This is a genomic window from Streptomyces viridifaciens, from assembly GCF_001888885.2.
In the GTDB taxonomy this organism is placed as follows: Bacteria; Actinomycetota; Actinomycetes; order Streptomycetales; family Streptomycetaceae; genus Kitasatospora; species Kitasatospora aureofaciens.
Genome location: NZ_CP090841.1, coordinates 1,989,461 through 2,006,090 on the forward strand (window position 1 = coordinate 1,989,461; position 16,630 = coordinate 2,006,090).

Sequence of the window (16,630 nt, forward strand, 5' to 3'; positions counted from 1 at the left end):
GCCCGTCGGCCGACCGCCCGTCGGCCGACCGGCCGGCCGGCCGGTTGATCCGGCCGGATCAACCGGCCCCGGAGGTCCGTCATATCGTCCGACGATCAGGCAGCTCACCGGGCTCATCCCCGCACCGACGTTCGTTACTGTGTGCAGCACCCGGCCCGGCGCCCCACGGGCACCGGTCCGGGCCGTCGTTCCGCACCCGAGGAGGAGTCCTTGTCCACCGTCCTGACCCAAGGCGGCAACGCACCGCTGACCGCCGCGCGGGTGACCGTCGAGGTCACCGCGCCCAAGGCGCTGGACGTCTCCGGCCTGCTGCTGACCGACGCCGGCAAGGTCCGCTCGGACGCCGACTTCGTCTTCTTCAACGCCCCGCACGGGCCCGGCGTCAGCCTCCGCCCGGCCTCCGCCGGAGCACCGGACGCGATCACCGTCGACACCCCGGCCGTCCCGGCCGACATCAGCAAGGTCGTGATCACCGCCAGCCCGGCCGACCAGTCCGCCACCTTCGCCGGGATGGAGCCCACCGCGACCCTGCGGGACGCCGACACCGACGAGGTGCTGGTCACCTTCACCCCGCCCCGGCTGGGCCTGGAGACCGCGCTCATCGTGGTCGAGGTCTACCGGCGGAACGGGGTCTGGAAGGTGCGCGCGGTCGGCCAGGGCTACGCCGACGGCCTGGCGGGCATCGCCACCGACTTCGGCGTCACCGTCGACGACTCCCCCGCACCGACGCCTCAGCCGGCTCCGACCGAGGCCCCTGCCCCTGCCTCAGCTTCGCCGAGCGCGCCGACCGTCCAGATCCACTCCACCTCCGAGGTCGCCCCGCCCGCCCCGCCGCTTCCGGCGACCCCGCCGCTGCCGCCCGTCCCCCCGGCGCCGCCGGCTCCCCCGGTCGACCCCCGGATCGCCCTCGCCACCGTCCCGTCGATGCCCACCATGCCCACGATGCCCACCACACCCCCGGCTCCGGCAGCCCCGGCAGCGGCCCCGGAACCCGCCGAGCGCCCCAAGGTCACCCTGGACAAGGGCCGGGTCAGCCTGGTCAAGGGCAGCTCCGTCTCCCTGGTGAAGAACGGCCGGCCCTTCCTCTCCTCGGTCCGGATGGCCCTCGGCTGGGAGTCCGCCGCCCGCGGCCGGGACATCGACCTGGACGCCTCCTGCCTCGCCTTCGACGCCCGTCACCAGCGCCTGGAGACGGCCTGGTTCATGAAGCTGACCGTCTTCAACGGCGCGATCGCCCACTCCGGCGACAACCTGGTCGGCGGTGACGGCGGCGACGACGAGGCGATCACCGTCCACCTGGAGGGCCTGCCGGCCGAGGTCCACGCGTTGGTGTTCGCGGTCAACTCCTTCTCCGGCCAGAAGTTCACCGAGCTGCGCAACGCCTACTGCCGCCTGGTGGACGTCCGCACCGAGGAGGAGCTGGTCCGCTTCGACCTCACCCAGTCCGAGCCGCGCACCGGCGTGGTGATGTGCAAGCTGGTCCGCCGCCCCTCCGGCGAGTGGGAGATGACGGCGCTCGGCGAGTTCGTCGACGGCAAGACCGCCCGGGCGATGATCGAGCCCTCCGCCGCCCTCCTCTGATCCCCGAGGTCCGACCGCGAGGTCCGCACGGGCCGCAAGGTCCGTGGGCCCCACGGGCCCTGCGGATCCCTCGGAACCAACCCAGTCCCACAACGTCAAAGAGAAGCCAGAGAATTCACCCTCCCGAGACATCAAGTCGCCCACACATCGACTCGATTGACTCTCCGGGGGGTGAATCGCACTCTCCTCCGCACACCCGCACCTGTGCACCCGATGAGGAGAGACCGTGCGCCGCTTCCCGTCCCGCCTGGCCGTCGCCGGCGCCGCCGTCGTCCTCACCGCCGGCCTGATCGCCCCCACCGCCGCCCAGGCAGCCGCCAGGCCCGCCACCCGCGCCGGCACGCTGAAGTGGGCCGCCCTCGGCGACTCCTACACGGCGGGCATCATCGAGGCGACCGGCGCCCTGACCGCACCCCAGGACGGCTGTGCCCGTACCACCGGCTCGTACCCCGAGCTCATCCGCCGCGACCTGGGCTCCGGCGCCGACCTGCGCAACGTCAGCTGCAGCGGCGCCGCCACCCCGGACGTCTACGCGAACAAGCAGAGCCCGAACGGCCGCCCGCTCCCGCCGCTCGGCACCGACCCCAACGCCCCCTACCCGCCCGTCCCGCCGCAGGTCGACGCCGTCGACCCGGACACCCAGGTGATCACCGTCGGCATCGGCGGCAACGACCTCGGTTTCGCCGAGATCCTCAAGGACTGCATCGAACTCGGCGCCGCCCGCCTGGGCCTGGGCACGCCCTGCAAGGACAAGTACGACGCCCAGCTGCCCGGTCGGCTCGACCGGCTGCGCACCGGCTACAACGCCATGCTCGGCGCGCTGCAGACGAAGGCCCCGTCCGCGCGGATCTACACCGTCGGCTACCCGCACCTGATCCCCGAGAACGCCCACCTCTGCCGGTACGGCAGCCTGCCGCAGTTCGCCACCTTCACCGCCGGAGACCTCGTCTGGGCCCGCACCCGCATCCTGGAGCCGCTCAACCTGGTCGTCGAGCAGGCGACCTCGGCCCAGCAGGACACGTACGTGGACCTCTACGCCGGCTCTGCCGGGCACAGCGTCTGCGACGGCGACCACTGGCTGGACGGCGTGCTGACCAGCGTCGTCCCGCTCAGGTACGCCGTGGTGCACCCCAACGCCGAGGGCCAGGCCTTCGCCGCCACCCAGGTCGAGAACACCGTCCTCGGCGGCTGACCGGAACCCTCGGCACGCACCGGAAAACCCCTGGCCGACCGACCGTTCGTCGATCATCCTGGTCCGATGCGCATCCGCGAAGCCACTCCCGAGGACTGGCCGGCCATCTGGCCGTTCTTCCAGACCGTCGTCGCCGCCGGCGAGACCTTCCCCTACCCCCTCGACATGCCGTCCGAGCTGGGCCGGGAGTGGTGGATGCACTCCGCCCCCGACCGCACGGTGGTCGCCGTCGACGAGGACGGTACGGTCCTCGGCACCGCGAACATGAACCGCAACCGCCCCGGCAACGGCGGCCACGTGGCCAGCGCCAGCTACCTGGTCGACCCGGCGCACCACGGCAAGGGCATCGGGCGGGCCCTGGTCGAGTACACCCTCGACTGGGCACGCCGGGCCGGGTTCCGCGCCATGCAGTTCAACGCGGTGGTCGCCAACAACCACCACGCCGTCAAGCTCTACCGGTCACTGGGCTTCGAGATCGTCGGCACCGTCCCCGAGGCCTTCCACCACCCCGTGGACGGCTACGTCGGCCTGCACGTCATGCACCGCCCGCTCTGACCCTCACTCCTCGATCGCCCCGTCGACCGTGCGCAGGTGCTGCCGGAAGCTGTAGTCCGGACGGGCCGCGCGCAGCTCCAGGTACTCGTCGAACCGGGTCTGCCCGCGCAGCGTGTCCCCGGCCGCGATCCGCTCGGCCTGCGCGCGCTCGGTCCGGGCGATCCCGGCGGCGGTCTCCAGCACCTCCTCGACCCGGTCGGCCGGTACGAACAGCACCCCGTCCGCGTCCGCGAACACCACGTCCCCGGCGGTCACCAGGTGCGGCCCGACCCGCGCCGACACCAGCGCCTCCGGCTCCCTCCCGTCCAGCCGCAGCGGCCCCAGCGGCAGCGCGCCGTAGCTGAACACCGGCAGCCCGATCTCCACCAGCTCCGGCGTGTCCCGGTGCAGCCCCCACACCACGATCCCGGCCACCCCGGCGGCCCGCGCCTCCAGCACCGCGAGGTCCCCGATGCAGGCCTCGTCCGTCCGCCCGCCGTTGTCGATCACCAGCACGTCCCCGTCCCGCGCCGCCCCGTACACCTCCAGGAACACGTCCACGCTCCCGTAGTGCCGCACCGGAAGCACCCGCCCCGCCACCCGCGCCCCGGCGGTCACCGCCGCCACCCCCACCGGCGCCACCCGCACCCCCACCCCGAGCCGCACACACGCGTCCGCCACCAACGGCGTGGACAACCCCTCGAACTGCTTCAACATCCCCAACTCCTCTCACCAAGAACCCAGTTGACCAGCACCGGAATCCTACGCCGGGCTCAAACTCACACCATCGAGTGAAAGCCCACCGTGTACTGCACAACCGACCGAAGGGCGAATAGCGTGACGTCCATCCGAAGGAGGGGCATCATGAGTGCTGTGGCGCATGAGCAACCGATCACGAACTCCCCGTCGCAGGCCGACATCCTGCTGGAGAGCTTCCTGAGCCTGCACTCCCCCGAAGGCTTCCGGGCTGAGCTCATCGAGGGAGAAATCATCGTGGCACCACCGCCGGACGGCGATCACGAGGACTACATCGACCTGCTGATCGACCAGGTGAAGGCAAAGTCCAAGGTCCACATGCAAGTGTCCGGCAGCAAGGGTCTTCGTCTGGTGAGCGGCGGCCTCTGCCCGAAGAACCACGTCATCCCGGACGCCACCTTCGCCCCGAGAAGTCTCCGGCTCTTCCGTGGTGCTCCGTCCTGGATGGAACCCGACGGCATTGCGATGGTCGCCGAGATCACCTCGACCAAGCCTGACCTGGACCGCATCGCCAAGCGCCACTGCTACGCACGGGCCGGAATCCCGCTCTACCTGCTCGTCGACCGCGAGAAGTCCCAGATCAGCCTGTTCGGCAAACCCCACCGGGATGAGTACACCGAAGTGCATCTGGCCGCTTTCGGTGAGCCTCTCGCTCTGCCTGCGCCTTTCGAACTCGAGTTGGACACCAAGGACTTCCTCTGAGGAGCCCCTCAACACGCGACGGCCCGCACCCCCCGTCAGGGGTGCGGGCCGTCGCGTTGCCCGGGCGCCCAGGTCAGTTGCGGGTGGCCATGGCGCGCAGGAAGAAGGTGAGGTTGGCGGGGCGCTCGGCGAGGCGGCGCATGAAGTAGCCGTACCACTCCTGGCCGTACGGGAGGTAGACCCGCATGGTGTTGCCCTCGCCGGCGAGGCGCAGCTGCTCCTCGGGGCGGATGCCGTACAGCATCTGGTACTCGAAGGAGTCCCGGGTGCGGTTGTTCCACTGGGCCAGCTGGCCGGCGATCTTGATCATGTTGGGGTCGTGCGAGGCGATCATCGGATAGCCCTCGCCCGCCATCAGGACCTTCAGGGCGCGGACGTACGCGAGGTCGACCTCGTGCTTGCCCTGGAAGGCGACCGACTCGGGCTCCTTGTACGCGCCCTTGCACAGGCGCACGCGCGAGCCGGCGCCGGAGAACTCGCGGCAGTCGGCCTCGGTGCGGCGCAGGTAGGCCTGGAGCACGATGCCCAGCCAGGGGAAGTCCGCCCGCAGCTCCCGCGCGATGGCGAGGGTGGAGTCGGTGGTGGTGTGGTCCTCCATGTCGAGGGTCACCGTGGTGCCCGCGTCGGCGGCGGCCTCGCAGATGCGGCGGGCGTTCTCCAGCGCGATCTTCTCGCCGTCCACCGGCAGGAACTGGCCGACGGCCGACAGCTTGACCGACACCTCGGCGCCGGCGGCGAGGCCCGTCTCCTTGAGGGCCTTGAGCAGGTGCTCGTACGCCTCGGCGGTGCCGGCGGCCTGGGCGGCGTCCTTGGTGTCCTCGCCCAGGTGGTCGAGGGTGACCTTGCGGCCGGTGGCGACCAGGTCGTCGCAGGCGGTGACGGCGTCGTCGAGGACGGCACCGGCGACGAAGCGCTCGACTATCGCGTGGGTCGGGGGGAACTTCTCGACCACGGTGCGGACCTGGGGGGACCGGGAGGCCGCGAGAAGGGCGGAACGGAGCATCGTGACTCCTGGAGCTGGTGTTTCCAAGGGTGGCAGAAAGAGGCCGGGGCGGCGGTACGGGGGTGAGCCGCCGCCCCGGCGGGGCGGCGCCCGGCTGCGGGACCGGGCGTCGCGGGTGACCGATGGCTTCTACAGCGGATCGATCGGCAGCAGGGCCGGTCAGCCCATGTGCGGGTAGCGGTAGTCCGTCGGCGGGACGAAGGTCTCCTTGATGGAGCGGGTCGAGGTCCAGCGCGCCAGGTTCTGCTTGGCACCGGCCTTGTCGTTGGTGCCGGAGGCCCGGCCGCCGCCGAAGGGCTGCTGGCCGACGACGGCGCCGGTCGGCTTGTCGTTGATGTAGAAGTTGCCGGCCGCGAAGCGCAGCTTGTGCATCGCGTCCTGGGCCGCCGCGCGGTCCTGGGAGATGATCGAACCGGTCAGGCCGTAGGCCGACACGGACTCCATCTGCGCCAGCATCTCCTCGTACTTCTCGTCCTCGTAGACGTACACGGCGAGGATGGGGCCGAAGTACTCGTCGCGGAAGTACTCCGAGGCCGGGTCCTGGCAGACCAGGACGGTCGGGCGGACGAAGTAGCCGACCGAGTCGTCGTAGGTGCCGCCGGCCAGGACCTCGACGGTGTCGTCGGCCTGGGCGCGGTCGATGGCGGCCTTGTTCTTGGCGAAGGCGCGCTCGTCGATGACGGCCGACATGAAGTTGGACAGGTCGGTGACGTCGCCCATGGTGAGGCCCTCGACCTCGGCGGCGAACTCGTCCTTGAGGCCGGCCCACAGCGAGGCGGGGACGTAGGCGCGGGAGAGCGCCGAGCACTTCTGGCCCTGGAACTCGAAGGCGCCGCGGGTCATCGCGGTCTTCAGCACGGCCGGGTCGGCGGAGGGGTGGGCGACCAGGAAGTCCTTGCCACCGGTCTCGCCGACGATCCGCGGGTAGGTGCGGTAGCCGGCGATGTTGTTGCCGACCTCGCGCCACAGGTGCTGGAAGGTGGCGGTGGAGCCGGTGAAGTGGATGCCGGCCAGCGCGGGGTGCTTGAGCGCCACGGCGGAGACGTCCAGGCCGTCGCCGGTCACCATGTTGATGACGCCCTTGGGCAGGCCGGCCTCCTCCAGCAGCTGCATCAGCAGGTGCGCGGAGTACTGCTGGGTCGGGGACGGCTTCCACAGCACCACGTTGCCCATCAGCGCGGGCGCGGTCGGCAGGTTGCCGGCGATCGCGGTGAAGTTGAACGGGGTGATCGCGTAGACGAAGCCCTCCAGCGGGCGGTGGTCGCTGCGGTTCCACACGCCGTCCGAGGAGATCGGCTGCTCGGCCATGATCTGGCGGGCGAAGTGCACGTTGAAGCGCAGGAAGTCGACCAGCTCACAGGGCGTGTCGATCTCGGCCTGCTGGGCGGTCTTGGACTGGCCGAGCATGGTGGCGGCGGCCAGGGTCTCGCGCCAGGGGCCGGCCAGCAGGTCGGCGGCCTTGAGGAAGATGGCGGCGCGGGAGTCGAAGGAGAGCGCCTGCCAGGCCGGGGCAGCGGCCAGGGCAGCGTCGATGGCGTCCTGCGCGTCGGCCTGGGTGGCGTTGCGCAGGGTGCCGAGCCGAGCCGCGTGGTTGTGCGGCTGGACGACGTGGATCTCGGTGCCGCCGCCCATCCGGCGCTCACCGTTGATCGTCATGGTCAGCTGGACCGGCTCCTGGCCGCCCAGCTCCTTCAGCTTGGCCTCCAGACGGGCCCGTTCGGGGCTGCCGGGGGCGTAGCTGTGGACCGGCTCGTTCACCGGCGCGGGGACCTGGGTCACAGCGTCCATAGAGCGCACGCTCTCCTTCGTTCATTGCGGGGGGATTGCCTGCGCGGGTCACACGCAGGCCACAGCACGAACGCTATTCCTGCGCGCCCGGCCACTTGATTGGCCGGGCGGCTAAATTCCCCCGTACGGCGTTGTCCGCCCCGACGAATCCGGTCACGCCGCGGTCACGACCGCCCGTCAGGCGGCGCGTCCGGCGCGCCTCACCGGCGTCACCGGGGCCACCCGCCGCTCCCAGTCGATCCGGTACCCGTGCACCGGGCGGAGCATCTTCTCCGGGCTCATGAAGGTCCGCATCATGATCGGCGCGACCAGCCGGAACACCATCCGCCCGACCGGCCCGGAGGCCTTCTGGTTGTTGGTGCGCTCGGCGTCGGCGGCGATCTTCTCCACCCGGGGCCGGCGCATCGCCTCGTACGCGGCGAAGGCCTCGGTGTGGTCGGGCAGGTCGCGCAGGCAGCGGGCGAGTTCGACGGCGCTCTCGACTGCCAGCGAGACGCCCTGTCCGGAGCTGTTGGACGGCGCGTGCACCGAGTCGCCGACCAGCACCATCCGGCCGCGGTGCCAGTGCGGGACGGACGGCATGATCTCCAGCCGGGGGAAGGTCTCGACCGTCCCGGCGTCCGCGACCCGCAGCACCTCACGGGCGGGCAGGTCGTCGGCGTGCAGCTCGCGGCAGCGGCGCAGCCAGTCCTCCGGGCTCACCGCGCGGACCTGCTCGTAGCTCAGCTGCTCGGGCTGCGGGATGTTGCTGAACCAGGCGGTGCCGCTGCCGTCGGCCAGGCCCCAGTAGCCGAAGAAGGCCCGGGCGCCGTTGGCGAAGTGCACGGTCTCGCCGCGTCCGGCCCGGCCGGGCAGCCGGTACGGGCTGTAGCCGCCGACGCCGAGCAGGCCGGTGTACCGGGCGGCGGGTGCGGCCGGGTCGATCAGGGTCCGGACGGTCGACCCGGTGCCGTCGGTGCCGATCAGCAGGTCGCCGGTGGCGCTGGTGCCGTCGGCGAAGTGCGCGGTGATGCCGTCGGCGGTCTCCTCGGCGCCCACCAGCCGTTTGCCGTGGCGCACTTCGAGGCCGGTCTCGCGCAGCCGGCGCTGCAGCACCTCGTACATCTCGGCGCGGCGCATCAGGCGCCCGCGCGGCAGGTCGGGCAGGCCCGCGAACTCGGCCAGCACCCCGCCCTTGCCGTCCTCGATCACCATCGGGCCGACCGGCTGCCCGATCCGGCCGACCTCCGCCTCCAGCCCGACGACGGCGAGGGCGCCGAGCCCGTTGGGGGCGATCATGAAGGTCCCGCCGATGCCCTCGGCGGAGGTCTCGTAGGCCTCGAAGACCTCCGCCTCGATGCCGGCCCTGCGCAGGGCCAGCGCCATCACCGGGCCGGCGATGCCGCCGCCGATGACCAGGGCCTTCTTCCCCGACGTACGCGTGGTGCTCATTCCAGGCTCCTCATGAACTCCTGCAGGGTCCGGTTGAAGTCCGGATCCCCGATCTGTCGGATGAGGTTCTCGGTGTAGCGGCGCTCCGCTTCCAGCAACGCGAGGGCGTACTCCTCCTCGACCACGAACATCGGGTGGACGCCCATGTCCTCGGCCTTGCGCAGCATGGCGCGCGAGGTGTCGATCCGCGCGTCCAGCGCCTCCAGCCGACGGCCGAGCAGCTCGGCCGACTCCTCGGTCGGAAGTACCACCAGCAGGCAGAGGGCCACCCCGAAGGCCGGGTACTCCTCCTGCGGTTCGGCGATCCACTCGCGCATCCAGTCCTGGAGCTCCGCCTGCCCCTCGGGCGTGACGGCGTAGACGGTGCGCTCCGGTCGCTGGGTGTCGCGGACGGTCTCCTGCTCGGCGACGAACCCGGCCTTCCGCAGCTGCTCCACGACCATGTAGAGCGAGCTGCGGTTGTACTTGATGTTGCGGTCCTTGCCGTGCTCCTTGAGCCGTCTGCCCATCTCGTACGGGTGCATCGGTTCGGCTCCGAGTTCGGCCAGGACCGCGAGGGCCAGCGGGTTCGAGACCTTGCGTCGCTTCGCCATGAGAACGTTCCTCATCACTTGGTCATTACTGACTATCCATTCTCGGATAGTCAGAGTCAACTATTCAGGGGTAACCAACACCGGACGGCCCAGAACTCTGTCCACCCGGCTAAAATCAACCACACACCGTTGTCCGAGCGGATGAAGGAGGCCCGGAGTGACCACCCCCGGCCTTCCGCTCCGTGGGCTGCTGATGTCCCTGGGCGAGCCGCTGGTCGAACTCCAGGCCGCCCCACTGGGGTTGGACGTCCCCGTGCGCGACGTCGCGATCCTCGACCCGGAGGACCCGCCCACCGCCGCCGCAGGCGAACTCGTCCTCGCGATCGGCGCCCGCGGCCGCGCCGCCCTCCCCGCCCTGCGCGCGGCCGGCCGGGCCGGCGCCGCCGCCGTCGCCGTCAAGCTGGACGCCCCCGGCCAGGCCGACGCCCTGCGCGAGGCCGCCACCGAGTCGGGCGTCGCCCTGCTCTCGGTGCGCCGCGAGACCCGCTGGGAGCACCTCGACTCGCTGGCCCGGGCGATCATCGCCGGCCCGGACGCCCCCGACTCCCCCGGCGCCCCCGAGCCCAACGCCGGCGACCTCTTCTCCCTCGCCCAGACCGTCGCCGTGCTCACCAACGGCATCGTCTCGATCGAGGACACCTCCAGCCGGGTGCTCGCCTACTCCCGCTCCTCCGACTCCGACGAGGTCGACGACCTGCGCCGGCTGTCCATCCTCGGCTGGCAGGGCCCGGAGCCGTACCTCTCCAAGCTCCGCGAGTGGGGCATCTTCCAGCACCTGCGCAGCTCGGACGCCCCGATCGCGGTCGAGCCGCACCCCGAACTCGGCCTGCGCCGGCGCCTCGCCGTCGGCATCCGGGCCGGGGCGCAGCCGCTCGGAACCATCTGGGTGCAGGAGGGCGCCCAGCCGCTGGCCCCGCTGGCCGAACAGGCCCTGGTCGGCGCGGCCCGGGTGGCCGCCGCCCAACTGGTGCGCCGCCGACGGGAACTGTCCGCCGACGTCCGGCTCACCCAGACCCTGCTGACCGGCCTGCTGGAGGGCTCCACCGGCCCCCAGTCGCTGGCCACCCACCTCGGCCTGGACCTGCGCCGCCCGGCCACCGTGCTGGCCTACAGCGCGCACACCACCGAGGCGCTGCACCGCTCCGACGTCACCGGCCTGATCTCGGTGCACACCGCCGCCCGGCACCGCACGGCGCTGCTCGCCCCGATCGAGTCCCGGGTCTACGTGCTGCTGCCCGAACTCCCGCCGGGCCTGCCGATGACCACCGTGCGCGGCTGGGCCGACGAGGTGGTCACCGCCGCGCGGGAACACCTCGGCGTGCCGCTGCGCGCCGCGATCGGCTCGACCGTCGAAGGCCTCTCCCAGGTGCCGGACTCCCGCGCCCAGGCCGACCGGATCCTGGACGCGATGGGCCGCGGCGGGGTGGACCTGGACGTCGCGGCGCTGATCGACGTCCAGGCCGAGGTGCTGGTCAGCGAGATGCTGGCGCTCCTCCAGGAGCGCGGCGGCCTGCGCGACCCGCGGCTCACCGCGCTCACCGCGTACGACCGCCGGCACGGCACCCGGCTCGCCGAGTCGGTGCTCGCCTGGCTGGACGCGCTGGGCGAGGTCCGGGTCGCCGCCGACGCCCTGCACATCCACCCCAACACCCTGCGCTACCGGGTGCGCCGCGCCGAGCAGTTGACCGGCATCGACCTCGCCCAGCCGCAGCAGCGGCTGCTGGCGATGCTGCAACTGCGGCTTCCCGCGGACGAGTAGGTCCACGGGCAGCCGCCCGTACGCCGGGAAGGATCAGGCGCCGTGGCCCTGGCCCCGGCAAGGCTCAGGCGCGTCCCCGGTTGCGCCGGTCGTCGGTGCGCCCGTCCTTGTGCGCCGCTCAGCCGCGCCCGGCCCGCCACTGCTCCCAGGCCGACAGCCACAGCTGCTCCACCAGCCGCTGCTCCTCCCAGGCCCCCTCCCCGCCGCCGCCCGGCCGCTCCCGCCACAGCTGCTCCCAGGCCCGCTGGGCCGGCAGGCTGGCCACCTCACTGGCGAACACCGTGTACCGGACGACCTCCTCGACCGCCGCCTCCCCCTCCGGCGTGCCGACCAGCCAGTGCGTCTGCTGCGACAGCCGGTTGAGGTGGTTGACCATCGAGGTCACCGCCGCCGCGGCCTCCTCCCGGGTCTCCGTGGCGAGCCGCATCTGCTGGCGCACCGCCGTCTCCCAGCGCTCCGCGCAGACGTCCCCGCGCAGCCCGCGAGGCAGCCTCGGCGTACGCCCGACCCGTACCTGCGCCTCGATCGCGGCGGCCTCCGCGATGCTCTGGGCGATCAGCTCCCGGTGCGCCTCCAGCCCCACGGCGGGCGGCAGTTCGCGTTCCTCGACCGGTACGTACCGGGCCCGTCGGGAGGCGAGGTCGCGCAGCAGCTCGGTGCGCCCGCGCAGGTAGCACTCGAAGTCCCCGATGCCGCCGAGCTCCACGCGGCCGGGGGGCAGCCCGCGCCCGCACACCGTGACGGCCTGCCCGCCGACCCGCAGCCGCCCGGCCCAGACCTGCCCGGCCGACCCGCTGCCGCCCGACGCCACCGGCCGGTCCTCGTGCACCTCGATCGCGCAGTACTCGCCGTCCACGGTGATCCACTCGCGCAGCGCCCGCACCTGGCCCGGCCCGTCGCCCTCGTCGATGCCCAACTGCTCGTAGACCCGGTCGCGTTCGTCCTCGACCACGTCCTCCAGCTCGGGCAGCACCTCGCAGCCGTCGGCCCCCGGCCGGTAGGTGCGCACGGTCACGTACGGTCCGGCCGCGGTGGTCCAGTCACCGACCTGCACCTCGACCCAGCGCAGCTCGCCGCCGCAGGTCTCGAAGGCCGCCAGCGCCTCGCCGCGGCCCGTCGGCCCGGCCACGCCGTACACCGGGAAGTCCACCGCGGCGAGGGTCCGGCGGGAGAACTCCTCCTGGCCGGCGAAACGATCCTGCCCGCCCGGCCCGTCCGGCCCCGACCGCTCGGCGTTCCACTCCCGGGGTTCCTGGGACCTTCCGCCGCTCTCCCGCACCATCCTGTGCCGCACCCCCGAGTCCTCGCGCCCGCACCGCTGACGCCACCTTACGTGGCCGCAGCTGCCGGGTCATCAGCTCGACTGCCGGACGGGGGCGGTGGCCGTGTCAGCGGTGCCGGTTGTCAGCCGCCCTCCCTACGCTGGCGACATGACAGCACAGAACAGCGCAGCCCGGGCCGCCTTCCCCGCCCGGATCAGCATCGTCACCCTCGGTGTCTCCGACCTCGACCGCAGCGCCCGCTTCTACGAGGACCTCGGCTGGAAGCGCTCCTCCGCCTCCAGCCCGGAGATCGTCTGGTTCCGCACCGCCGACTCGGTGCTCGGCCTCTTCCCCAGCGAGGAGCTGGCCGCCGACGCGGGCGTGCCCGCCACCGGCGAACCCTCCTTCCGCGGCGTCACCCTCGCGGTGAACCTGGAGTCCCCCGAGCTGGTGGACGCCGCGCTGCGGACGGCGGTCGAGGCCGGTGCCGTGGTGGTCAAGCCGCCGGTCCCGACCAGCTGGGGCGGCTACTCCGGCTACTTCGAGGACCCGGACGGGCACCTGTGGGAGCTGGCCCACAACCCGTTCTTCCCCTTCACCGAGGACGGCTCCCTGGACCTCCCGTAGGGGCCGAGCCCCCCGGGAACCAGGCGGCTCAGCCCTTGGACCGCGCCTTGAAGGCCGCCTTGCGCGCCTCCTTGGCCACCGCCCGGTCCGTGTGCAGTTCCCCGATCGCCTCCAGGACGTCCGCCGTGTACGGGTGGTCGACCCGCCACAGCTCACCGAACCACGCGGCCGGATCGCCCTTCACCGGCAGGTCGGTGACCAGCTCGCGCAGCAGCGCGGCATCGCCGCCGCTGTCCAGCAGCTGGGCGGCGAAGGTGTCGACCACCGTCCACAGCGCCATCGTCCGGTCCGGCACCGGCACGTCCGTCGCGCCCAGCGCGGACAGCCAGGCCCGGGCCGAACCGCCCAGCTCCGGGTCGTCCAGCACCTCCCGCACGGCGGGCTCGGCCTCCGCCCCCAGCAGGTTCAGCGCCGAGACGCACAGCATCCGGCGCAGCGGACCGTACGCGTCGTCGCCGCGCGCCGCGGCCAGCAGCTCGCGCGCCGCCGGCAGCGGCTCCCGGCCCGCGACCCAGACCCGCAGCTCCTCCTCCGGGAGAACGTTGGCCGACTCGCACACCCCGCGCAGCAGCTCGGCGGCGTCACCCTGGGCCAGGTCCCCGACCAGCGGCGCGTCGTAGCCGTCCTCCAGCAGCCACTGCCGGATGCCGTACTGGCCCAGCGGGGTGAGCCGGACCAGCCCGAAGCGGGCCGACTCCTCCTCGTCCAGCGGCGCCTCGCCGACGACGGGCTCCTCGCCCTCCTCCTCGTCGAACAGCTCCGGGTCGATCGGACGGTAGTCCAGCAGGCCCAGCTCGGCGAGGTCGCCCAGCATCGGGTCCAGCGCGACCATCACGTCCGTGATGTCGCCGAGCAGCTCCTCGCTCGGCTCCTCGCCCTCCGGCACCACCAGCAGCGCGGCCAGCACGCCGAGCGGGACGGTCTCGTTGCCGGGGTCGGCGAAGGCGGTGGTCTCGTACAGCACCTGCAGCGCCTCGTCGAGCAGCTCGGCGGCGGCGTCCCGGGCCTCCTCTACCTCGTTCAGGCCGTCCTCGTCCTCCTCGCCGCCCTCCTCGGGGGTGGGCTCCCCGCCCTCCTCCGCTTCCTCCCCGGCTTCCTCCTCCGGCAGCGAGTCCGCCTCCACCGCCAGCTCCCGGACGATCCCGGCCGCGGTCAGCCACAGCTCCAGGACGGTGTCCGGGTCCCCCTGCTCGGCGGGCTCCAGGTCCGGCCCCGGCACCGCGACGTGCTCGCCGTCCTTGGTCGTGCCCAGCTCCACCAGATCCAGGTCACAGGCCAGCGACCAGGCCCGCAGCGCCTCGACCTCGGCCTCCTCCGGCACCTCGCCCTCGGTGGGGGCCAGCCCCAGCAGCCGGGCCGCGGGCCCCCGGTCCTCCTCGACCAGGTCGCCGAACTCGTCCACCGTCCGGTGCGGGGCCGCCCAGCGGGCCAGCGCCAGCGCGTAGCCGAACATCGGGACGGCCTTGGCCTGCTCGGCCAGCTCCTGCTCCGTGGGCAGCTTCACCGGCGGCACCAGGACCGCCGCGTCGTCCAGGTCCTCGTCGTCGAGGCCGTGCGCGGCGAACGCCCCGTAGAGGTCCTGCAGCTCCACGTCCGCGGGCAGGACCGCCTCGGCCGCGCCCTCCCCCGCCGAAGCCCCACCGTTCTTCCGACGTCGTCCGGCCATCGTTGTGCGCTCTCCCTCAGCCAGCGGTCAGCTCGAACAGCTCCGCGTACCCGATCTACCACCTCAGCGTATAGGCCGGGCACCCCCGATGCCCGGCCGCAAGGGGCGCTCACAGGGGCGCGCGCCGCATCCGTGCGCCCACCCTTTATCCTTCGCAATGGTGTCTGCGCACACCCCGTGCAGTCCCACCGGGCAACGAAGCCCGAATCCTCAGCTCATCCGCTCCACCAGGGAGCCCCGCACCGCGGCCACACCACAGCGCCTCAGGACGGGCGCACCGGCACACCCCGCCGACCCGGTGGTGCCCTGCCACAGGAGACCCCTCACATGGCGGACCTCTCCCCCGCCGGCTCCGGCCTGCGCACCGCGCAGCTCGACGGACGCCGACTGTCGGAGGCCCTGCTCCCCCTGGAGCTCGCGCCGCGCGCCCAGCTCCAGCTCGCCGCGATCAGCCGCTGGAACGCACTGCGCGGAGTCCGCGTCGGCCTGGTCGCCGCCGCCCTGCTGTTCATGCTGATCGGCGCCAACCTGGCGACGCCGATCTATCCGCTCCTCCAGCAGCGCCTCGGACTCGGCCCGCTCGACACCACGATCCTCTTCACGATCTACGTCTTCGCGCTGGTCCCGGTGCTGGCCGTGGTCGGCCACTGGTCCGACCACCTCGGCCGCCGCGCCCTGATCCTGCCCGCCGTCGCGCTGGCCGCCGCGGGCGACGTCGTGTTCGCCACCTCCGGCAGCTTCTGGCAGCTCGCCCTCGGCCGGGCCGTCCAGGGCATCGCCGTCGGCCTGTCCACCGGCGCCGCCGGGGCCGCCCTCGGCGACCTGCTGCCCGACCATCCGACGCTCGCCGCCAAGCTCACCCTGGCCTGCTCGGCGGGCGGCGTCGCCCTCGGCCCGGTCGTCGGCGCCCTGCTGTCCGGCGGCCAGGACCCGCTGATGACCCCGTTCCTGCTGCACGCCATCGCCCTGCTCGCGCTCTGCGTGCCGCTGGCCCTCGTCCACCCCCGCATGCCCGGCCGCAACCGCCCGCCGGCGTCCCCGCCGCGCATCACCACCCCGGCCCACCTGCGCCCCCAGCGCCTGCGGCTGCCGCGCACCGGCCGCCGCGAGTTCCTGCTGGCCTCCTCGGCCGGCTTCATCTCCTACGCGGTCTTCGGCGTCTACCTCAGCCTGGCCCCGGCCTTCGCCGCCAAGCTGCTGCACACCCCCTCCCACCTCGTCGGCGCCATCGTGGCCGCCCTGCTGCTCGGCTCCTCGGCCGCCGCCCAGCTGATCGTGCCCCCGACCTCCGACCGTCTGGTCATCTCCCTCGGCATGACCGGCCTGGCCGCCGGTCTCGCCCTGGTCGTCGCCGCCGGCTACACCGGCACCCCTGCCCTGCTCTTCATCGGCAGCGTCCTCGGCGGCGCCTGCCAGGGCGTGGCGTTCCGCTCCCTCTTCACCACCGCCGTCGCCGCGATGAACCCGGAACGCCGGGGCTCCGAGATGAGCTCCCTGTGGATCATCGTCTACCTCGGCAGCTCCCTCCCCATCGTCGCCGTGGGCGCCCTGGTCAAGAGCTACGGCCTCCTCCCCGCCGTCAGCGGCTTCGCCACCGTCGCCGCCCTCCTCTGCGCGGCCCTCGCAGTGGCCGTCGCCCGCAAGCCCAAGCAGGCCTGACCCGCGTACGACGAAACGCCGCTGCCCGGGACTTCCGAAAAAGTCCCGGGCAGCGGCGTGCGGTACGGCGAAAGCCC

The 16,630-nt window shown here is 72.8% G+C and carries 14 protein-coding genes; 7 read left to right on the forward strand and 7 right to left on the reverse strand.

The genetic code is table 11. The annotated features are described in order from the left end of the window. Window positions 1-210 precede the first annotated feature (210 nt). The 3 genes from BOQ63_RS16175 (at window position 211) to BOQ63_RS16185 (ending at window position 3,328) form a co-directional block, all read left to right on the forward strand. Window positions 211-1,581 carry a TerD family protein gene (locus tag BOQ63_RS16175; protein WP_223885950.1) on the forward strand — a complete coding sequence of 457 codons (1,371 nt, stop codon included), beginning with the start codon at window positions 211-213 and terminating at the stop codon, window positions 1,579-1,581. Window positions 1,582-1,807: 226 nt separating this feature from the next. Beyond that, entirely contained in the window at window positions 1,808-2,773 is a 966-nt protein-coding gene (locus BOQ63_RS16180) for an SGNH/GDSL hydrolase family protein (RefSeq protein WP_072654522.1), read from the forward strand. A gap of 66 nt (window positions 2,774-2,839) precedes the next feature. Continuing rightward, window positions 2,840-3,328 carry a GNAT family N-acetyltransferase gene (locus BOQ63_RS16185; RefSeq protein WP_030290217.1) on the forward strand — a complete coding sequence of 163 codons (489 nt, stop codon included), beginning with the start codon at window positions 2,840-2,842 and terminating at the stop codon, window positions 3,326-3,328. Between the two features lie 3 nt (window positions 3,329-3,331). On the opposite strand, the gene BOQ63_RS16190 is transcribed toward BOQ63_RS16185, so the two are convergent. Continuing rightward, complete coding sequence (locus BOQ63_RS16190; RefSeq protein WP_072654523.1) at window positions 3,332-4,024, reverse strand: RraA family protein; 693 nt, start codon at window positions 4,022-4,024, stop codon at window positions 3,332-3,334. A 147-nt stretch (window positions 4,025-4,171) separates the two neighbouring features. Here BOQ63_RS16190 and BOQ63_RS16195 point away from each other — a divergent pair, with 147 nt between their 5' ends. Next, window positions 4,172-4,765, forward strand: coding sequence for a Uma2 family endonuclease (locus BOQ63_RS16195; protein WP_030557661.1), 594 nt, complete (start codon window positions 4,172-4,174; stop codon window positions 4,763-4,765). A gap of 73 nt (window positions 4,766-4,838) precedes the next feature. On the opposite strand, the gene BOQ63_RS16200 is transcribed toward BOQ63_RS16195, so the two are convergent. The 4 genes from BOQ63_RS16200 to BOQ63_RS16215 form a co-directional block, all read right to left on the reverse strand. Then, the gene (locus tag BOQ63_RS16200) at window positions 4,839-5,768 is read right to left on the reverse strand and encodes a proline dehydrogenase family protein (RefSeq protein ID WP_030290220.1); all 930 of its coding nucleotides are present in this window, start codon (window positions 5,766-5,768) and stop codon (window positions 4,839-4,841) included. Between the two features lie 159 nt (window positions 5,769-5,927). Continuing rightward, window positions 5,928-7,556, reverse strand: a complete 1,629-nt coding sequence (gene pruA, locus BOQ63_RS16205) for an L-glutamate gamma-semialdehyde dehydrogenase (RefSeq protein WP_030290221.1) — start codon at window positions 7,554-7,556, stop codon at window positions 5,928-5,930. A 177-nt stretch (window positions 7,557-7,733) separates the two neighbouring features. After that, entirely contained in the window at window positions 7,734-8,987 is a 1,254-nt protein-coding gene (locus BOQ63_RS16210; protein WP_030290223.1) for an FAD-dependent oxidoreductase, read from the reverse strand. After that, complete coding sequence (locus BOQ63_RS16215; RefSeq protein WP_030290224.1) at window positions 8,984-9,580, reverse strand: PadR family transcriptional regulator; 597 nt, start codon at window positions 9,578-9,580, stop codon at window positions 8,984-8,986. Before BOQ63_RS16215 ends, BOQ63_RS16210 begins: the two co-directional genes overlap by 4 nt. 157 nt (window positions 9,581-9,737) lie before the next feature. Here BOQ63_RS16215 and BOQ63_RS16220 point away from each other — a divergent pair, with 157 nt between their 5' ends. Beyond that, window positions 9,738-11,339 carry a PucR family transcriptional regulator gene (locus tag BOQ63_RS16220; protein ID WP_037831397.1) on the forward strand — a complete coding sequence of 534 codons (1,602 nt, stop codon included), beginning with the start codon at window positions 9,738-9,740 and terminating at the stop codon, window positions 11,337-11,339. Window positions 11,340-11,457: 118 nt separating this feature from the next. Here the strand turns inward: BOQ63_RS16220 and BOQ63_RS16225 are convergent, their stop codons facing one another. Then, window positions 11,458-12,633 (reverse strand): hypothetical protein, encoded by a 1,176-nt coding sequence (locus BOQ63_RS16225; RefSeq protein WP_030598934.1) that lies wholly within the window; start codon window positions 12,631-12,633, stop codon window positions 11,458-11,460. A gap of 136 nt (window positions 12,634-12,769) precedes the next feature. Here BOQ63_RS16225 and BOQ63_RS16230 point away from each other — a divergent pair, with 136 nt between their 5' ends. Next, complete coding sequence (locus tag BOQ63_RS16230; protein WP_046387349.1) at window positions 12,770-13,228, forward strand: VOC family protein; 459 nt, start codon at window positions 12,770-12,772, stop codon at window positions 13,226-13,228. Between the two features lie 28 nt (window positions 13,229-13,256). On the opposite strand, the gene BOQ63_RS16235 is transcribed toward BOQ63_RS16230, so the two are convergent. Next, entirely contained in the window at window positions 13,257-14,894 is a 1,638-nt protein-coding gene (locus BOQ63_RS16235; protein ID WP_107488511.1) for a hypothetical protein, read from the reverse strand. A gap of 327 nt (window positions 14,895-15,221) precedes the next feature. Here BOQ63_RS16235 and BOQ63_RS16240 point away from each other — a divergent pair, with 327 nt between their 5' ends. Beyond that, entirely contained in the window at window positions 15,222-16,553 is a 1,332-nt protein-coding gene (locus BOQ63_RS16240; RefSeq protein WP_051747299.1) for an MFS transporter, read from the forward strand. Window positions 16,554-16,630: the final 77 nt, after the last annotated feature.